Origin of the sequence: Streptomyces sp. NRRL F-6492 (assembly GCF_001280125.1) — a bacterium.
Classification (GTDB): Bacteria; Actinomycetota; Actinomycetes; order Streptomycetales; family Streptomycetaceae; genus Streptomyces.
Genome location: NZ_LGEG01000263.1, coordinates 1 through 17,788, shown reverse-complemented (window position 1 = coordinate 17,788; position 17,788 = coordinate 1). Strand labels below are relative to the sequence as shown.

General features: G+C 70.9%; 15 protein-coding genes, 1 tRNA gene and 1 pseudogene. 7 read left to right on the top strand and 10 right to left on the bottom strand.

Going from position 1 to position 17,788, the window contains the following annotated elements; genetic code table 11:
- Positions 1-301 precede the first annotated feature (301 nt).
- The 4 genes and pseudogenes from ADL08_RS30785 to ADL08_RS30770 form a co-directional block, all read right to left on the bottom strand.
- A complete protein-coding gene (locus tag ADL08_RS30785) occupies positions 302-1,777 on the bottom strand; it encodes an LAETG motif-containing sortase-dependent surface protein (protein WP_053648790.1) in 1,476 nt (491 codons plus the stop codon).
- A 477-nt stretch (positions 1,778-2,254) separates the two neighbouring features.
- Positions 2,255-2,617, bottom strand: a pseudogene (locus ADL08_RS39265) (single-stranded DNA-binding protein); the annotation flags it as partial.
- Positions 2,614-4,488 carry a GTPase gene (locus ADL08_RS30775; RefSeq protein ID WP_420710545.1) on the bottom strand — a complete coding sequence of 625 codons (1,875 nt, stop codon included), beginning with the start codon at positions 4,486-4,488 and terminating at the stop codon, positions 2,614-2,616. The gene ADL08_RS30775 and the pseudogene ADL08_RS39265, both read right to left, overlap by 4 nt.
- 199 nt (positions 4,489-4,687) lie before the next feature.
- Positions 4,688-6,298, bottom strand: a complete 1,611-nt coding sequence (locus ADL08_RS30770; RefSeq protein ID WP_053648789.1) for a dynamin family protein — start codon at positions 6,296-6,298, stop codon at positions 4,688-4,690.
- A gap of 302 nt (positions 6,299-6,600) precedes the next feature.
- Here ADL08_RS30770 and ADL08_RS30765 point away from each other — a divergent pair.
- A tRNA-Arg gene (locus ADL08_RS30765) sits at positions 6,601-6,673 on the top strand.
- A gap of 187 nt (positions 6,674-6,860) precedes the next feature.
- Here ADL08_RS30765 and ADL08_RS39080 read toward each other — a convergent pair.
- Together ADL08_RS39080 and ADL08_RS39075 are read right to left on the bottom strand one after the other, a co-directional pair.
- The gene (locus ADL08_RS39080) at positions 6,861-7,124 is read right to left on the bottom strand and encodes a DUF317 domain-containing protein (RefSeq protein WP_324610448.1); all 264 of its coding nucleotides are present in this window, start codon (positions 7,122-7,124) and stop codon (positions 6,861-6,863) included.
- A 174-nt stretch (positions 7,125-7,298) separates the two neighbouring features.
- A complete protein-coding gene (locus tag ADL08_RS39075; RefSeq protein ID WP_324610450.1) occupies positions 7,299-7,490 on the bottom strand; it encodes a DUF317 domain-containing protein in 192 nt (63 codons plus the stop codon).
- A 331-nt stretch (positions 7,491-7,821) separates the two neighbouring features.
- Between ADL08_RS39075 and ADL08_RS37405 the strand changes: the two genes are divergently transcribed.
- On the top strand, positions 7,822-8,028 hold the full coding sequence (locus ADL08_RS37405) for a hypothetical protein (protein ID WP_159043113.1): 207 nt from the start codon (positions 7,822-7,824) through the stop codon (positions 8,026-8,028).
- Here ADL08_RS37405 and ADL08_RS30755 read toward each other — a convergent pair.
- From ADL08_RS30755 to ADL08_RS30740, 4 genes are all read right to left on the bottom strand, one after another.
- Positions 8,003-9,931 carry an ATP-dependent nuclease gene (locus ADL08_RS30755; RefSeq protein ID WP_053648787.1) on the bottom strand — a complete coding sequence of 643 codons (1,929 nt, stop codon included), beginning with the start codon at positions 9,929-9,931 and terminating at the stop codon, positions 8,003-8,005. The two genes, ADL08_RS37405 and ADL08_RS30755, sit on opposite strands and share 26 nt — an antisense overlap.
- A 419-nt stretch (positions 9,932-10,350) precedes the next feature.
- On the bottom strand, positions 10,351-11,772 hold the full coding sequence (locus ADL08_RS30750; RefSeq protein WP_053648785.1) for a tyrosine-type recombinase/integrase: 1,422 nt from the start codon (positions 11,770-11,772) through the stop codon (positions 10,351-10,353).
- Positions 11,769-11,981 (bottom strand): helix-turn-helix transcriptional regulator, encoded by a 213-nt coding sequence (locus ADL08_RS30745; RefSeq protein WP_420710544.1) that lies wholly within the window; start codon positions 11,979-11,981, stop codon positions 11,769-11,771. The genes ADL08_RS30750 and ADL08_RS30745 overlap by 4 nt, the downstream gene beginning before the upstream one ends.
- A gap of 111 nt (positions 11,982-12,092) precedes the next feature.
- Complete coding sequence (locus tag ADL08_RS30740; protein ID WP_053648783.1) at positions 12,093-12,377, bottom strand: helix-turn-helix domain-containing protein; 285 nt, start codon at positions 12,375-12,377, stop codon at positions 12,093-12,095.
- Positions 12,378-12,646: 269 nt separating this feature from the next.
- On the opposite strand from ADL08_RS30740, the gene ADL08_RS30735 reads away from it, so the two are divergent.
- The 5 genes from ADL08_RS30735 to ADL08_RS30715 all read left to right on the top strand — a co-directional run bounded on the left by ADL08_RS30735 (position 12,647) and on the right by ADL08_RS30715 (position 17,675).
- Complete coding sequence (locus ADL08_RS30735) at positions 12,647-13,567, top strand: hypothetical protein (protein WP_053648812.1); 921 nt, start codon at positions 12,647-12,649, stop codon at positions 13,565-13,567.
- Positions 13,564-14,262 (top strand): ATP-binding protein, encoded by a 699-nt coding sequence (locus tag ADL08_RS30730; RefSeq protein ID WP_078968361.1) that lies wholly within the window; start codon positions 13,564-13,566, stop codon positions 14,260-14,262. Before ADL08_RS30735 ends, ADL08_RS30730 begins: the two co-directional genes overlap by 4 nt.
- A 128-nt stretch (positions 14,263-14,390) precedes the next feature.
- Positions 14,391-15,182, top strand: coding sequence for a DUF2637 domain-containing protein (locus ADL08_RS30725; protein WP_053648779.1), 792 nt, complete (start codon positions 14,391-14,393; stop codon positions 15,180-15,182).
- Positions 15,183-15,557: 375 nt separating this feature from the next.
- Complete coding sequence (gene mobC / locus ADL08_RS30720; protein ID WP_324610449.1) at positions 15,558-16,004, top strand: plasmid mobilization relaxosome protein MobC; 447 nt, start codon at positions 15,558-15,560, stop codon at positions 16,002-16,004.
- Positions 16,005-17,675 (top strand): relaxase/mobilization nuclease domain-containing protein, encoded by a 1,671-nt coding sequence (locus ADL08_RS30715; RefSeq protein ID WP_053648776.1) that lies wholly within the window; start codon positions 16,005-16,007, stop codon positions 17,673-17,675.
- Positions 17,676-17,788 lie beyond the last annotated feature (113 nt).

The window sequence follows — 17,788 nt, the reverse complement described above, 5'->3', positions numbered from 1 at the left end:
GAGAAACCGTCCGGCAAAGAGTGAGTGGGCAGATACACCCCATCTTGCCTGACCGCCACCCCCGGGCGGAAACCGGTGGGACCGGCGGCCGGGTGCACGGGGGCGGGAGCCCGGTGCGGGCGGGGCCGGTACGGGGGTTTCGGGGGCCGGGCGTGCGGCCCGGACGTGCGACGACCCCGGCCGCGGGCGCGGTCCGGGGTCGTGCGGGGTTCACGGGGAGGGCGTCGTGTGACGCACCTCACTCCGCGGGTGGTGCTTCGGCCCGGGGCCGGGCGCGTGGCCCGGCCCCCGCGGCCTCGGCTCAGTGGCCGGCGGCCTTCTTCTTGCGGAGGAAGAAGACCGCGCCGCCGCCGATCACGACGAGCGCGGCGGCGATGCCGGCGATCATCGGGGTGGCGTTGGAGCTGCCGGTCTCGGCGAGGTCGCCGCCGCCGGTGGTGCCGGTGGTGCCGCCCGCGGTGTCGCCGCCGGTGGTGCCGCCCGTGGTGTCACCGGTGGTGCCGCCCGTGGTGGACGGGGAGGGAGAGGCCGGGGTGGAGGGCTCCGTGGTGGGGGTGGTCTCGGAGGGCTTCGGGCCGGGGGTGGCCGTCTCGCAGTCCAGGACGCCCTCGAAGGTCTGCTCGAAGCCGTTCGGGCCGGTGATGGTGAAGTTGTACGCCTCGTCCTCGGCGAGCTTGACCGGGATGGTCTTGGTCTCGCCACCGGCGACGGTGTAGGAGGTGCCCTTCAGGTCGAAGGTCCAGTCCTCGTCGCCCTCGTTGGAGGCGATGACCTCCAGGCCGCCCTTGGCGCAGTCCTTGGCGACCGTGACGGCCGGGATGACGCCCTTCTTCGCCCAGGCCGCGGTGGCCTTGGCGGTGACGGTGGAGTCGCTGGAGCCGGCCAGGATCAGGGTCTGCGACGGGCCGTCGATGGAGACGAAGGCGCGGCCCAGCTGAACCTTCGTGGTGGCCTCGACGCCCAGCTCGGCGGTGCCGTCGGCGGTGCCGGCGGGAACGTCGAAGAAGATCTCGTCGCCGTTGGAGGCGGTGGTGACGGGCGCACCGGCCTTGTTGACGATCTTGACGCCGGCGGCGATGCCGGGAACGGCCGCGACCTTGACGCCGTCGTTCGCGACGTTGGTGTTGACCGTGATCGGGCCGAGCTTCTCACCGGACTTGCCGGCGACGGAGGACGGGGTGAGGCTCAGGGAGGGCTTGGGCTCCTCGAGCTTCTTGGCGTTCGCCAGCAGGTACGCGGTCAGCTTCTGGGCGTCCGCCTCCTTCGGCGTGGCCGTGACGTCGTCCGAGAGGGTCCAGATCGCGGCCTGGGTGCCCGCGGCGGCCTCGCTCTTGGAGAGGTCGGCGCCGACCTTCTCGCCGAGGTCCTTGGTGGAGAGCTTCGGGTAGCCGTTCTCCAGGATCCAGAGGATCTTGCCGGCGTCCTCGTTGTCGTGGAGGGACGACTGGTCCCAGCCGACCTCCTTGTAGTCGAAGTCGTGCTTCGCCGGGGTGCGGAGGTCGATGCAGTAGGTGAAGAGGGAGCCGCCGCCCTCGACCTGCATGTTGAAGAGACCGCCCCGGACGGACCACTTGGATCCGTTCTTCTCGGAGATCTCGACGCCGCCGGACTCCTCCTTGGACAGGCTGCCGAGCTTCGCCTTGACGCCACCGGCGCCCGGGGCGTCATCGGCCAGAGCCGGACCGGCCATCGCGATCGTGCCGGCGGCTACGAGCCCCGAGACGAGGGTGGCGGCGGCGAGGCGGCGCGCAGTGCCCCGCCCACGAACTGAAAACATTGGATTCCCCTCCGGGCGAGCCACTCCGCGAACAGCGTTGTTCCGCGTGGGGGGAGCGCACGCCAACAGACTCACAGACTCGATGGGCTCACGTGCCACATGAGTACCCGGGAATCCTAGGGACGCGAAAGCCCCCGGTGCCCGGCCATACGGTCAGACAACCATTCCGTCTCGGAATCGTTATCACGTGCGGTGAGTTGGTCGACAAATCGCCACGACACAAGGTCAGGACGCGGTTACCAGCCGGTGTTCCGCGCTCGTTTCCTTGCCTTTTCCGCCGATTTCCTCCCCGGAGGGCGCCGTTCCGGCCACCGCCGTCGTCATCGCCGCCACTTTCGCCACTTCCATCACTTCCACCACAGCCGCCGCTTCCGTCACCATTCCCGCCACCGCCTCCGTCCACGGGTCGTCCTCCGGCGCCGGTCCGAGCACGGGCCCGGTGGCGGAGGGCGGTTCCCGGTCCGGCCGCGCCCGGGACTCGGCCCGCGCCGCGCGCCGGAAGGCCGCCGTCCCCCGGCTCAGGTCGTGGCCCACGGCCAGCGCGTCCACGTCCACGAAGGTCTTGCGCTGTCCTTCGCGCTCGTCCTCCCGCACCCTCAACCGGCCGTGCACCACCAGCGGTTCCCCGACCGACACCGAGGCCGCGAGATTGGCCCCCAGGGAGCGCCAGGCCGACACCGTGTAGAAGCTGGTGCTCCCGTCGGACCAGAGGCCCCGCTCCCGGTCCCAGCGGCGCGCGGTCACCGCGAACCGGAACCGGGCCACCCCGCCCGTCGCCGTCTCCCGGTACTCCACCGCCGTCGCCACGTTGCCGACGAGCGTCACGGTCGTCTCGTTCACGGTCCCGCCCCCATTCGTTCCGCCGGACGCCCTTCGGCCGGGCGCCCTTTCGACCTCATGGTGGGGCGAATCCGAAAATCCCGCCGGAGCCTGTGGAAAAGCCCGTAACAGTGGACAACTCCCTTACCCGGGAGGGTGAGAACGGGCAGGGGAAGCGGGGCGGGGGCGCCCAGCCGCCTCGTACCGGAGCGGTGTCCGCCGACGACGCGGGCCGACGCGCCCATGACGCGCGCCGACGGGCGCGTGCCCACCACCGTCGCGTACTGCTCGCGCACCTCCCGGTAGCGCACCAGCTCGGCCGCCACCGGATCGAGCACCCGGGCCCGGCCGCAGGCGGCGGCCGCCCCGCGCAGGCGGCGTTCGGCCTCCTGCCCGTACCGGCGCGCCGGGCCCTTGACCGCGCCCTCGCAAGCCCATTCGACGAGCGGGCCGCCCACGATGCCGGCGAGCATCACGAGGACCGGCGGGAGGAGTCCGGGCTCCACGACGCCGAGGATCTGCCCCACCAGCCAGAGCGCGCCGAAGACCTGGAGGAGCGTCATCACGACCTGGGCGAGGACGGCCGCGGGCCACCAGGCGGGGCGGGGCGGCCGGGCCGCCGGGTCGCCGAGGGAGACGGTCAGCTCGTCCAGGGCCTCGGGGAGGCCGTCCGCCCCGCGCGTCGCCGCCTCGCGCACGGCCTGCGCCCACGGGGCGGGCAGCCCGCGGGAGGCGTCGTCGGCGACGATCCGTACGGCCTGCTCCACGCGCTGGCGTGCCGTCAGCTCCTCCTCGGCCGGGGGCGTGAGGTGCGGGTCCGTGGAGCCGTGCGCGCGCTTGCGCTCGTACCAGCGGTAGAGGCGCAGCCAGGGGGTGCCGCAGGCGCGGATGGCGCCCCGGCGCCAGACCCGCTCGGCGGCCTCGCCGGCGGCCTGGGCGCCGACGGCGGCCGCGAGGCGGTCGGTGAAGGCGTCCCGGGAGCGTTCGTCGAGGCCCGCGCGCCCTTCGGCGACGTAGGCGGGGCGCAGCTTGGCGGCGGCGGCGTCGATGTCGGCGGAGAGGCGGCGTTCGGGAGCGGTCTTCTCCTGGACGAAGCCGGCGAGGAGTTCGCGCAGTTCGGGGACGCCCTCACCGGTCAGGGCGGAGAGGGCGAGGACGGTCGCGCCGGGTTCGCCGTGCTCGCCGAGGGCCACGCCGTCCTCGTCGAGGAGGCGGCGCAGGTCGTCGAGGACGAGGTCGGCGGCCTCGGTGCCGAGCCGGTCGATCTGGTTGAGGACGACGAAGGTGACCTCGGCGTGCCCGGCGAGGGGGCGGAGGTAGCGCTCGTGGAGGGCGGCGTCGGCGTACTTCTCGGGGTCGACGACCCAGATGACGGCGTCGACGAGGCCGAGGACCCGGTCGACCTGGTCGCGGTGGGCGGTGACGGCCGAGTCGTGGTCGGGCAGGTCGACGAGGACGAGGCCCTGGAGTCCGGTGTCGCCCGTGCCGCCCGCGAGGGGCCGGCGGCGCAGCCGGTTGGGGATGGCGAGCCGGTCGAGGAGTCCGGCGGCGCCCTCGGACCAGCTGAGCGCGATGGGCGCGGCGGTGGTGGGGCGGCGCAGGCCGGTCTCGGAGACGGCGACGCCGGCGAGGGCGTTGAAGAGGGTGGACTTGCCGCTTCCGGTGGGGCCGGCGAGGGCGATGACGGTGTGCCGGGAGGAGAGCCGCTGGCGGGCGGCGGCCTCGTCGAGGACGCGCCCGGCCTCGGCGAGGGCGTCGCTCTCCACGCGCGCGCGTGAAAGGCCGACGAGCTCGTGGAGGGCGTCGAGGCGGTTGCGGAGGGGGCGGCCGTAGTGCCCGCCGAAGGAGGCCGGGGCGTCCTCGTCGAGCCCGGTCCCGCCTCCCCCGGGCATCCCCGTGAGATCCCCCTCGGGGCCGTCTTCGAGTGCGGCGGCGCGTTCGCTCGCACGGCGTGCGATCAGCCCGTCGTCCCAGCGCCCGCGCTCGGGCCCGGGCTCGGGGTCACGATCCTTCTCGAACGCACGGTCACGGTCGGGACCGCGCTCGCGGTCGGGGCGGGGGCCCCTCTTGCGGCCGTCTTCCAGCTGCACGTCACTTCTCCTTCTGCAGTACGGAGAGCGCGGCGATCAGCTCCGCCTGCGGCTCGGGGGTCACGTCGAGCGCGTCGAGGGGGGCGAGGCGCCGGTCGCGTTCGGCGTGCAGGGCGCGGTCGACGTACGCGAGGACCAGTTCGCCGCCCTTGTCGCGCAGGCGCAGGGCGACCTGGGCGCCGAGGAGTTCGGCGAGGCGTTCGCCGGCGGGCCGGGTGCGGCGGCCGCCGAGGAGGGAGGCGGCGAGGAGGGCGGCCACGGTGTCGGCCTCGGGCAGGGCGCCGCGGGCTCCGGCGGGGCGCTCCACGGTCCGTACCTCCTCGTCGGCCAGTTCCTCCAGTTCGCGGCGCCAGCGGCGCACCTCGACGCCGATCCGCTCCCCGGTCTCCCGGTCGGCGCAGGTCCGCACCGGGCCGAGGGCCTCGGCGGCGGGCTCGTGGCGCCAGCCGTCCCGCACCCGCTCCTCGGCGGCGGAGACCGCGCAGTGGAGGAGGGCGGCGAGGGACTCGGCGAGGGCGTCCAGGAGTTCGTCGGCGGTGCTGTCGCGGGGGTAGGCGCGCCAGCGGGCGCGGGCGTCGCCGGCGAGGACGGCGCCGCGGCCGAGCTGTTTGCGCACCCGTCTGCCCTGCTCGCGGTAGGCGGCCTCGACGACGCCGCCGAGGCGGACGGCGGCGGCGTACTGGGCGGAGACCGCGCCGGCCAGCTCGGGCAGCCGGGTGTCGAGGGAGTCGATGACGCCGAAGGCGGTCCGGTCGGCGGCCTGCTGGTGGGCGGCTGGGTCCTCGGCGCGGTGGGCGAGCCAGCCGCGGAGGGCGGCGACGGCGCTGTCGGGCAGCAGCCCGCTGCCGCCGCCGGTCGACTCGGGCAGTTCGGGAATGGTGAAGCGGGGCACGTCGCCGAGCCCGGCCCGGTCGAGCAGGGCGCCGTAATGGCGGGAGACCTCGCCGATGACCTGGTGGGGGACGCGGTCGAGGACGGTGACGAGGGTGGCGTCGTACTCCTTGGCGGTACGGAGCAGGTGCCAGGGGACGGCGTCGGCGTACCGGGAGGCGGTGGTGACCATGACCCAGATGTCGGCGGCGCAGATCAACTCGGCGGCGAGGAGGCGGTTCTCGACGACGAGGGAGTCGATGTCGGGGGCGTCGAGCAGGGCGAGGCCCCGGGGCAGGGAGGAGGAGGTCTCGACGCGGAGGGCGTTGTCCTCGGGGGCGGGCTCGTCGACGGGGTGGTCCTCGTCGGCCTGGGGCAGCCAGACGCGGGTGAGCTGCGGGAGGACCCGCATGCCGGCGAACCAGTGGTGGTCCTCGGGGTGGCAGACGAGGACGGGGGTGCGGGTGGTGGGCCTGAGCACACCGGCCTCGCTGACGCGCCGTCCCACAAGGGAGTTGACGAGCGTGGACTTCCCGGCCCCGGTGGATCCCCCGACGACGGCGAGGAGCGGGGCGTCGGGGTCCTTCAGCCGTGGCACCAGGTAGTCGTCGAGTTGGGCGAGCAGCTCGACCCGGTTCTGGCGGGCGCGGTCCGCGCCGGGGAGGGGGAGTGGGAGACGCACGGCGGCGACACGGTCGCGCAGGGCGGAGAGTGCGTCGATCAGCTGAGGCCGTTCGTCCAAGGTCACCACATGCGAAGAATGCCCAATTTATGAGTGTTTTTGAAGCGTATGGGGGCCCTGCGCGCCGAAGAAAAGGGCGGTGACCGGAAGACGGGGCATAACGAGTGCACAACACCCGCCCCGAGCGATGCGAAAAGCGCTGCGCGAATCGCACCTGCCTGCGATTATCGTTCCGCTTCACCGAACCTACACATCGTGCCACGCAGGTGAAGCAACCGGGCCAAGGCGATCGGAGCCCTATCCTTGTCCCGGCAGGCCACACCCCACCCACCAGGGGCTCCTGGCCACACGGCCACCACCCGGCCCCCGTAGCTCAGTGGATAGAGCAGGTGCCTTCTAAGCACTTGGCCGCAGGTTCGAGTCCTGCCGGGGGCGCAAGATCGGGACCCTCCCTCGGGAGGGTCCTTTCTACTGGTCAGGGGTGGTTTTCGGTCCGGCGGTGGGGGCGCCTGGGGCGGCCCGTGGATGGCTTGATCTGTCCGGCTGAAACCGGCCAAGGGCGGCCTCCGGCGACCGTTCGGCCCGAAAACGGCCCGAAGTTTTAGGCCGCCCACTGCCCGCTTCACTCCGCCCCACTCGCTCTTCCCTGTCGGTCAACCCCGGGCCGGACGACCGTCAGTCGTCCCTCGACTCCCGCGGGCAGGCAGGAACACTGCACGGGGTACGGCGAGGCGAGCGAGGAGGCGAAGATCGCGACGAGGTCATGCGGCACGCTGCTGCTGAAGCTGGTGCACCACAGGTACGGATCCCCGACGACGGGCTCTGCCCACGCCTGCCAGCCGAACCTTTCGGGCCGCGGGTCGGCATCGCGGACGAGCGGGGGCACCTCCTTCAAGGAGATGCCGGCCGAGAGTCCGGGAGCGAGGGCGGCACTGTGCGGACGGTCGATATCGTGAGCCCACCCCTGGGCGCAGACCGCCGCTACGACGTCTCGGGGCCGTAGAAGGAGACCGCCAGTTCCGTACGGGCGTCGAGGGCGAGAAGGAAGTCGGTCAGCGCCTCATGGGGGGGCGCCGGCGGTGAAGTACGCGTTCCATTCCGCCAGCGCGCTGGTCGGACAGGTCCGAGCCGAGACCTGCCAGGCAACCGGAAGGTCTCCCAGTTCGAAGGAGCAGGCGGCGCGCGTCCACTCGGCGCCGCACAGCCCGTCGGGGCTTGTGTAGAGGAGGGTGTCACGGGCGGTCGGCCACATCCGCCAGCCTGCGGACGTGAGGACCACGCCCACCTGGTCGGCGAGAGCCTCGTCGTCGCCTGCCAGGTGGCGAGGGGTGACCCAGTAGATCGGGTCGGGGAGGAAGGAGTCATCGTGGTGCTGTCGGTACAGGGCGCCTCCATGCGGCTGAGGTTCTGGGCGGTCGTCTACGTTGACATGGCCGCAGGGACGTCTCCAGTCCCTCGGGCTTCTTCCCTGTCTGCCTCCGGCGAACTGGCACGGCAGAGGGGCCCGGCCGTGGCCGAGCCTCTCTGATCCGGTATCGCGGCCCTCTCAGCGCCTGTCGGCTGTGGGCGTGATGATCCGCCGCATGACCACCTGGCTCGCCAGCACCGGCTTCGCCCGCTACGCGCTCATCCCAGAGGCGCTGCTTCCGACATGGGAAGGGACCGAGGCGGACGAGGTGATCGACGAGTACGTGGCGGCCCTGCGCCTGGCCGGTACGCAGCGACGCCCCGGCCAGGCCAGATCCTCTCCTACCCTCGGTTCATCTAGCGCTTGGGGAGCAGGGAGTTGAGTCGCGTGAACAGCTGGTCGGCGCGCGTGATCGTTGCCGCGTCGATGCGCGGAGCGAGCGCTGCCTGTTCGCGGAGGAGAACGGCAGCCGGCTTGTAGTGGTTGAACCGAGTGGCAATCTTGCGCTTCTTGAACACCGTCTCGATCTGCCGGACGACGCGGGGGTCCTTGGCGTTGAGTTCCGCGGTGTCGATCGGGGTGGTGAGCTGGTCCGCGTAGGCACGGTTGACGAGGTCGAGGTAGAAGTCGCGGTCGAACAGGTCCTCGACATCTGCATCACCCGTGCCGGTGAACTCGCTGATCTCGACGAGGCCGTTCTTGGCAAGCTGGTCGTTGTCTCGGAGGCGCTGAACGGCCCCGACGTCCTTGGTGCTGGAGTCGACAAGGACGGCGACGTTCAGCTTGTTCGCGCCCAGCAGGGTCACGAAGGTAGACAGCTTGCCGGAGCCACCGATGGGGGTCTTCACCCAGCGAGGATCGAGTCCGGTGGAGCCGTTTGCCTCGGCGACGTCGGTGAGGACATCGAGGTAGATCAGGTCGCTCGGGCCTTCGAGGAGCAGGGTGTGCTCGCCCACAAACAGCGTCTGGGTCATCTCGACACCCATCGCGGTCAGGAGCGGGAAGGCGGTGTCCTCGTCGGCCTTGAAGATCTCCGAGGAGACCTTCGCTCCGCCGCGCTCCAAGTCCATGACCGTCCTGACCCTCTGGAGGTTGTCGGGGTCGACCATGAACGGGGAGTGGGTGGTGTAGAGGACCTGGTGCTTGGGGGCAAGGCGCTCGTCGATGAGACGGAGCAGGTCCTCCTGGGCCCGGCCATGAAGGGACAAGCCGGGCTCGTCCAGGAGGAGAATCAGGTCAGTGCTGCCCGCCGCTTCCAGCTCGTTGAAGTAGGCGAGGAAGGAGAAGAACCACACGAAGCCGCGGGACCGCTCGTCGAACGGCACCGAGGCGCGGTGCCGGGTGTTGAAGACGCGGACCTGGAGGATCGGTCCCTCGTCGAAGGGCGGCAGGGCTCCGGTCTCAGGGGCCAAGACCTTCAGCTGCACTTCCAGCTCGGTGTTCTGTGACCAGTAGTCGAAGACCTCGTCCGAGATGACATTGCCGGAGTTCTCCAGTTCCCGGATGAGCCGTTCGTGCTGGTCGGAGTCCTGGAACTCCTCCGGCGAAACTCCCGCCATGTCCAGCAGGCTCAGCAGAGCTCGCTCACCGCGCGTGATATCTCCGGACGCTCGCCGCCGGATCAGATCGGGCAGGGCGACCTTGCCCGGCATCGTGTCGTAGTCCGCGAAGTAGACGAACTTCGGCATCGACGGGCTGGCGTACTGGTCGATGAGGTGACACCCGAGACTGCCGTTGCGCCAGCCGCGGATGCGGTCGGCCAGCGCGGTGGCGTCGGACGGAAGCTCATCCAGCTCGTCGAAGGTATCGAGGAGGTCCGCGACGGTCTTCGCCCTCCCGAGGGCCTTGGCGGCTACAGCCGGAAGGTCCAAGGCGGAGCGCAGGTGGTTGACGACCTCGGACTCGTCGTGGGAGAAGGTGAAGGTCTGGGTGTTGTCGCGGTAGCCGATGACGACGTCGAACTCGGGGCTCTTCATGGCCTTGGGGCCGAGCTCCTCCGCGATGGCCTTCATCTCCGCGTCGTCGAAGCGGAACGTGGCCCGGACCACGGGGATCTTCTGGCCGGCCGGGATCTGCTTCCGCTCGCGGGTCTTGCGGGCGGGGAAGTCGACCACCTCGTCGAAGGTGACGGCCTCCACGGGGTTGAGCCGGAAGAGCGCCTGGAGGAGGGTCGTCTTGCCCGACTCGTTCTTCCCGACGAGGCAGGTGACGTCTTCCTCGATGTCGAATATGTCGGAGTCTTCGACGGACCGGTAGTTGGTGATGTGTGCCTTGATCAGGTGCATCTTGCCTGGTGGGTCCTTCCTCACGTGTGCGAGAGGCCCGGCGTGCCAGGTCGAGAGGCGGTGGTCACAACGGCGCGGCACTGGGTGCCTTCGGCGTTGCGTTCGAGGTATGTTCCAGATGCCAATCAGGAGAGACCCCGGTGCCCGTCGACCTCGACGCCGCCGGGGTCCTCTTTGAGCTAGATCTGAGGGTAGCGCCCGCCTCTGACAACTCCGCTCGATTTGTCTCCCTGTGGCCTCACCGTGCTGCAGGCCGCGGTTGGGTCGGGAGGCCCCAGAGGTTGTCGGGCCTCTCGGCCAGCTGAAGGCGGAGCTGGCGGTTCTCCATCACGACCTAGTGCAGTGCGCCGACGAGTACCTCGTTGTCGGCCTTGAGCCGGTCGTTCTCCTTCAGCGCTTCGGCTCGGAGTTCCACGACCTCAGCCACCACGCCGCGCACCGGAGGCAGCCCTGGGAGCCGGGGAGCCGACGCCTGCGGGGAGTGTCTGGGGTCCTTCGATGCGTCGCTGGAGCTCGGCGATCTGGCCGGTGATGCAGCGGGCGTAGGTGGAGAGCAGGACAGGGACGCTGTTGCCCGCCCAGTCGGCGACCTGGGCGGGCGGGATGCCGTTGTTGAGCCAGGTCGTGAGGCAGGTGTGGCGGAGGTCGTACACGCGCTTGCCAACGAGCGACTTGAACTCGTGCGCGGGCAGGACGGCCTCGCGGGCCTTGCTCCAGGCCCGCCGGTAGACGGAGCCGGCGAGGAGGCCGCCCTTCTCGCCGGGGAAGAGGAGATCGCCGGGCTTGAGTTCGTCGCGGGCGACGAGGGCACGGAGGATCACGACCAGGGCGGGGTGGACAGGGCCGATGCGGGTGTCACCGGACGCCCGGCCCTTGAGGTCGCGGGTCTCGTGGACCTCGCCGTCGTCGGTCCAGTGGCTGCCGACCTCGGGCTCGGCGGTGTGCACGCGGAGCTCGCCCCAGCCGGTCGCCGGGAGGACGGCGTCATCGACCCGTAGCGCGACCGCTTCCTCGGGACGCAGCCCCGCGTAGTAGAGGGTCGCGAAGAACGCCATGAGCCGGTGGCCGGTGCGGGGGCGGGCGGCGATCCAGGTGAGCAGAGCAGCCACCTGGTGCGGGTTGAGGAGGGAGCGCTTGTCGACGGCGCCGGACGTCTTCGGGGCGGTGTTCTCGCCCTTCCCCTTGGGCATGGGGTTGGACTGGAGGACGTTCTGGCGGACGGCGTAGTTGAGCACGACGTTCAGGATCCGGCGGTAGCGCTTGGCCGAGCTGGCGGCGGCCGGCGTGCCGTCGAGCATGGTGTCGAGGGCATGGAGGACGGCGTCAATGTGCTTGCTGTCCTCCCAGGCGCTCATCGGCAGCGAGTTGCGACGGATCCACGCCAGGATCGCCCGGTGCTCGGGCGGGGCTTCGTCGCGGCGGTTCTTGTTGAAGGCGTACTCGCGCAGCGCCTTGCGGACGTCGACGCCCTCGTACTGGACGGGCTCGGTCCGCAGGAGCGCGAGCGTGGCCTTGGTCAGGGCTTTGGCGGTGCTGATGCGGTTATTCGCCGAGATCCGGGGCCACTTCATGTCGACGTACTGCAGGGCGAAGTCGTACCAGGTGGTCCCGGCCGCCGGCGCCGCGTGGGAGACCGGACGGCCAGTGTTCTGGTCGAAGGGCTCGCCGTTGTTGGCGGCGACGAGGAGGGTGGCACGGAAGGAGTCTGCGGCAGCGCTCGTCTTAAAGGTCTCTCCGTGGCGCTGGCCGTTGACCGACCAGCGCACGGTGTAGGTCGTGCCGCGCTTCCCCTTGTAGACCTCGGTCGTCCGGAACCGGACCTTGTAGGACCGGTTGGTCACGCGGCGGCCTCACAGTCGGTGAGCCAGTTCTCCAGGTCGCTGCGGCGGACGCGCAGGCTGCCGTTCGGGAGTTTCACGCACCGGGGAGCGCGCCCTTTCTGGCGCCAGTCGTAGAAGGTCGACCGGGAAATCAGGAGCTCTACGCAGAGCTCGTCGACGGTGAGCTTTTCTTCGGAGCGACGGGTGGCGGATATAGGGGATCGACGCAAGGTTTCTCTTTCAGGAAATTGGCATGACTCTGGCAGGGACCGGTACGGCGGGCGTTCCGGGACCCACAATGATCCGGAGAATCCCCGATTTCCATAACTGGGGATCTTCGGTTACATTTCGCCCGCCCCGGCCGCCCCTGGGGGTGTGAGGGGGCTGGCGAGGAGGGTCTGCGGGGTGCTTCCGAGGACTGTGGCGATGGCGACGAGGTCGTCGATGTCGCAGCGGCAGACGGGGCGTTCGATGTGGGAGAGCGCGGTGAAGGTCATGGATCGGCCGAGTGCGGTGACGCGGGCGGCGAGCTGGCGCTGGGAGTAGCCGCGGGCGGTGCGGGTGCGTTCGATGGTGTGGGCGGCGGCGTTTCCGGCGGGTCCGATGGCGAGGGGGCGTGGCGGCATGGGTGGTGTTGTAGCTTGCGCACCGACCGGTCCGGAAGGGATTTCCTGTCTGCCGTGAGCGATGCGGTTCGCTAAGTGAGTTCCGGGGGTGATTTCGTCAACCGGGAATTCGGCCCTACAGTTGCCGGACTCGCCGACGCGGCATGCCAGCGAGTTTTAACGAATTCCAGAGCCAGGTCTGGACTTCTTCCCACTGGGTGTGGCTGTGTTGGTCATGCACCCCGGCGATGCCGGATTCCCCCACTCTCTTTGAAAGGCGGTCGATCGACATCGCCCGTATCCGCACCATCAAGCCCGAGGCGTTCTCGTCCGAGTCCCTGGCGGCGGTGTCGCTGTCCGCCGAGCGGACCTTCTTCGGGCTGCTCACCCAGGCCGACGACCAGGGCCGGTTCCGCGACCAGGCCGCCGTCATCGCCGGCCAACTGTGGCCGCTGCGCCGTGAGCACGGGCCGGAGGCGGTCGAGGACGACCTCATCCAGCTCGACGGCGCCGGGCTGATCTGCCGCTACGAAGGCGCCGATGGCAAGCGGTACCTGCACATCGTCACCTTCGCGAAGCACCAGAAGATCAACCGGCCCAGCGGCGTCCGCACTCCTCCGTGCCCGCAGCACGATCTCGGGATTCCGCGTGAGCCCTCACCGCAGATGCGGGGCGCCCTCGCGGAGACTTCCGGGAGTCGTCCGGGAGGGCTCACTGAGCCTTCCGTGACACAGCCGGGAGGATTCACCGAGCCCTCCGTGAACGGCGAATCAGCAGGTCAGAACCAATCGCGTGAGCACTCACCGCAGCCTCACGGAGAGCTCACCGAACCCTCCGCGAGCCCTCACCGTCCGGATCTAGGACCTAGGAACAGGGATCTAGGATCTACCCCGTTGGGGGGCGCGAGCGCCCCCGCGCCCGACTCGGTCTCGGCGAAGGATCTGATCGGCGAGTACGCCGCCGCGTGCCCCCATCGCCCGCCGCAGGGTGTGCTCGGTCATCTCGGCCGCAAGGCGAAGAAGCTCCTCGACGAGGGCATCTCCCCGGACCACATCCGCGTCGGCCTCACCCTCCACCGGGACAAGGGCCTGCACCCGAGCACCCTGCCCAGCCTCGTGCACGAGGCCATGAACGCCACCCCGGCCACCACCGCTCCCCACCGGCCGTGGACCAACCCCACCGATGTCTCCGCCTACGGAGGTGAACTCTGACCGCCACCCTCGCCCGCGATCCGCAGCAGCCCACCCGGATCTCCAGCCGACTCGACGACATCCTGTCCGAACGCGGCATCGCCCCCGACACCGCCGCCCAGGAACCGGCGCCCGAGCCGGTCACCGCGCTGGAACTGGCCGAAGCCCGTATCCCCGCCCGCTACCGGCACGCCCTCGCCGACCACCCCCAGGTCACCGCCTGGGCGGACGGGATCGCCCGCGCCGGACGCCCCGGCCCCGCCGGCGCCCCGGGCATCGCGGAGGGCCCCTCGCTGCGGATCGTCGGACCGACCGGCACCGGCAAGACCCACCAGGCATACGGGGCGATCCGCAGCCTGCTGGCCGCCGGGGTCCGCCTGCGCTGGGAAGCCGTCACCGCCGCCGACCTCTACGCCCGGCTTCGCCCCCGCCCCGGGTTCGACAGCGAACGCGACCTGCAGAGCCTGATGCGCTGCCCGCTGCTGCTCCTGGACGACCTCGGCGCGGCGAAGACCAGCGAGTGGACCGAGGAGCTCACCTACCGGCTGATCAACCACCGGTACGAGCACCTGCGCCCCACCCTGATCACCAGCAACCTCACCACCGACGCCCTGCGTACGGCCCTCGGTGACCGCGTCGCCTCCCGCCTGGCCCAGATGACCGAGCCTGTCACCCTCGCCGGCCCCGACCGCCGCCGCACCAGACCCACCGTCTGACGCCAGCTGCCAAGTCGCGACCCTTCTCCCTGCCGTCCGGCTCCATTGCCACAAACGCCTCACCACCCTGCCCTGCCCTGCCCTGCCCTGCCCTGCCCTGCCCTGCCCTGCCCTTGGAGCATCCCCGCTTGAGCACGTCTTCCCCTGCCCCACACCCCGTCGACCGATACACCCTCTTCGCCGCCGGTGCTGTGATCCTCGCCCTCACCGCCACCGCTTTCTGGCTCTCCTACGCCCACCTCGCCGAGGTCGCCGGAGAACACGGCCTCGGCAACTCCCCCGCCCGCAAGTGGGCCTGGCCCGCCACCCTCGACGCCTTCGTCGTCGCCGGCGAACTCCTCATGCTCCGGGCCGGCCTGCGCCACAAGCCCGACGGGTGGGCCATCGCCCTCACCGCCACAGGTTCCCTCGGCTCCATCGCCCTCAACGTCGCCGGCGTCACCGGCACCCGTGATCCCGCCGACGTCCCCAACCTCGACTACGTCGTCGCCGCTGTACCACCGACCGCAGCGCTCCTCGCTTTCGGCGTCCTCATGCGCCAGATCCACCAGCACCTCGCCCCGCCGAACCGTGAGGCCGACTCCGGCCGCCTCCAGGCAGTCGGACCTGTGGTGACCGAGCACCCGCGAGAGGGAGACCGTCCCCGCCCGCACCCCGTCCCTACCCGGTCCGCTGCCTGGGCATCTCCCGACGCCAAGCCTCCGGTGCGTCCGCGCAAGGTCGGCCGCCCTCCGAGCGGAGACCTCGACGAGTTCGTCCGGATCGTCGAGCAGATGGCGGGCAAGCAGAACCGGGACACCATCCGGTCAACCCTCCGGGCCGCCGGTCACACCATCAGCAACGAGCGGCTCACAGAACTCCAGAAGCTCCTCGGTGGGACGGCCTCCAAGGAGTCGTCCGGAACCGTCAAGAGCCGCTGACCGGAAATAACCGCAGGTCAACCCGCTTCCGGTCGGTCCGGGTCACCCCGTCCCGGACCGACCGAGCCATCCCTTCCGCATTTCCGGACAGCCTCCGGCCTCAACGAGACATCCACGAAACGCGGACCGCCCTCTCCCTCCGCCCCACCGAAGGATCCCCACATGACACCCGCCCCGCAGCGCCCCGTCCCCGCCACGACGATCCCACCCCAGCCGAACGGCCGGTCCGCACCGCCGCAGGAGCACATCGTCCCTGCCCCGGGCGGAGCAAGGTATGGCGTTGGACCGTCCAAGGGCCGGTCCAACGCGGAAGCCTTCGCCCCGGGGGTGGCGGAGGCAGGTCCCCAGCGCGAGGGCACGCCGGGGACAGGGGCCGTGCGTGCCGCCGATGAAGCCGCGCTGCGTCGTGTCGCCCGCCGCCGTGTCCGCCAGGACGTGCAGCGCACAGAGCGTGTCGACGTCCGCTACAGCGTCGACGAGAAGCAGGTGATCCTCGCCGAGGCCCGCCGCCACAACCTGGCTGGCGCGCACTTCGTCGGTGCCGTCGTCATGGCCCACCTGAACGGCGATCTCGCCCTGCCCGCCGGGCGCACTGTCAACGACGACCTAGTCGACGAGTACGCGGCCCTGCGTACCGAGCTCACCAGGATCGGCACGAACGTGAACCAGATCGCCCACCGCTACAACGCCGGCGGCGACGCACACCCGGTGGACGCCACCGTGCTCGCCGAGGCCCGCCGGCTCGTGGCTGTGGTGAAGCAGACGATCACGGCGGTCGACGCCGCCGCGGATGTGGCCGCCACGAACCGCCGGGCGGCCTGATTGATCGCGAACATCGTCAAGCCCGGCCACAAGACCCGAGGCGTCCTGAACTACCTCTACGGGCCCGGCCGCGCCAACGAGCACACCGACCCCCACCTTGTCGCCTCCTTCGACGGCTTCGTCCCCGACCCCGGCCGCGATCCCGACGCCACCCTCGCTCAGCTCGCCGCCGTCCTCGACCTGCGGGTCAAGCAGGCCGGCGCCAAGGCGCCGAAGAACCACATCTGGCACTGCTCGATCCGCGCCGCCCCCGAAGACCGCCACCTGACCGACGACGAGTGGGCCACCATCGCCCGCCGCGTCCTGAACGCCACCGGCATCGCCCCGGCCGGCGACCTTGACGCCTGCCGCTGGGTCGCCGTCCGCCACGCCGACGACCATATCCACATCGTCGCCACCAAAGTCCGGGGCGACCTCCGCCCGCCCCGCAACTGGAACGACTTCCTGCGCGCCGACAAGGAACTCGTCGCCGTCGAGAAGGAGTACGGCCTACGGCAGGTCCCGCGCGGAGACCGCACCGCCGCGAAACGCCCCACACGCGCCGAGCAGGAGAAGGCCCATCGAACAGGGAACGCCCGAACCTCTCGCGAGCACCTGCGCACCATCGTCCGCACCGCCGTCTCGGCCGCCACAACCCCCGAGGAATTCTTCCGACTCGTCGAAGGGGCCGGAGCCCTCATCGACGTCCAGTACTTTCCTTCCGGAGATGTCCGCGGCTACAAGGTCGCCCTCGACGACGACACCAACGCCCAAGGCAAGCCCGTCTGGTTCTCCGGCTCCACCCTCGCCACCGACCTCTCCTACCCCAAGATCGCCGAACGCCTCCTGACCCCAGAGGCAACGCCTGCCGACCAAACCGAAACCCCGGCCTGGCGTCGGCTCTCCATCACCGTCGACCAGACTCCCGACCACCTCGCCCGCGGCGAAGACCAAGCCGGGCAGGCCCACATCGCCGTCCTCGCCGAAGCCCTCGACGCACTCCCCCTGGTCGCACCCGCCAGCCTCCAGCACCAGCTGGTGCAGGCAGCCACAGCGTTCGAGCGCGCCGGCCGCTCCCGCATCCGCGCCCATCACCAGCAGACCCAGGCCACACGACGGGCGGTGAAGGACGTCCTGCGCGTGCCCCAACCCAGGGACGGAGCCCTCCTCTCGACCGTCCTCGACGCCCTCCTGCTGGCGGTCATCGCCGCCCAGCACTGGCACCGCACCCGCGATCACACCCAGCAGGCCGAAGCCGCCCGGCAGACAGCCGAGCACCTCCGTCTCGCCTACCGGGCCGCAGCCGCCGAGCCGCTGACCGTGCTCCACCACCGGGGTCGGCGCCTCGCCCGGCCGCTCTTGGAGCGGCAGGCCGCTGTGGTGCGCCAGGCGCTCCCCGACCTGGCCGAGCAGATCCTCGCCGAACCCGCCTGGCCCGCCCTCGCTGTCACCCTCAACGAGGCCGCCGCAGCCGGCCACGATCCCGCCGCGCTCCTCACCCAAGCCGCCCGCCACCGCGAACTTGACACTGCCGCCAACCTCACCGAAGTCCTCGCCTGGCGCCTGAGGCGCCTTGCGGACCTGGCAGCCGGGGAGCCTTCGCATGACAGGACGGCAGGCGGAGTTCAGCCTGGTCCTGCCGCACCCACGCCAAGGGCGACGCAGTCCGACTCCCCTCCAAAGAGTCGTTGACACAGGCGCTGCCCTAAGAGGTTGTCTCACGTGGTGAGTTTCGCGAGCTTCTTGTAACAGGTCAGGGCGGCTGCGAGACCGAGGAAGGCCAGGAAGTGCGAGCCCTTCCGCTC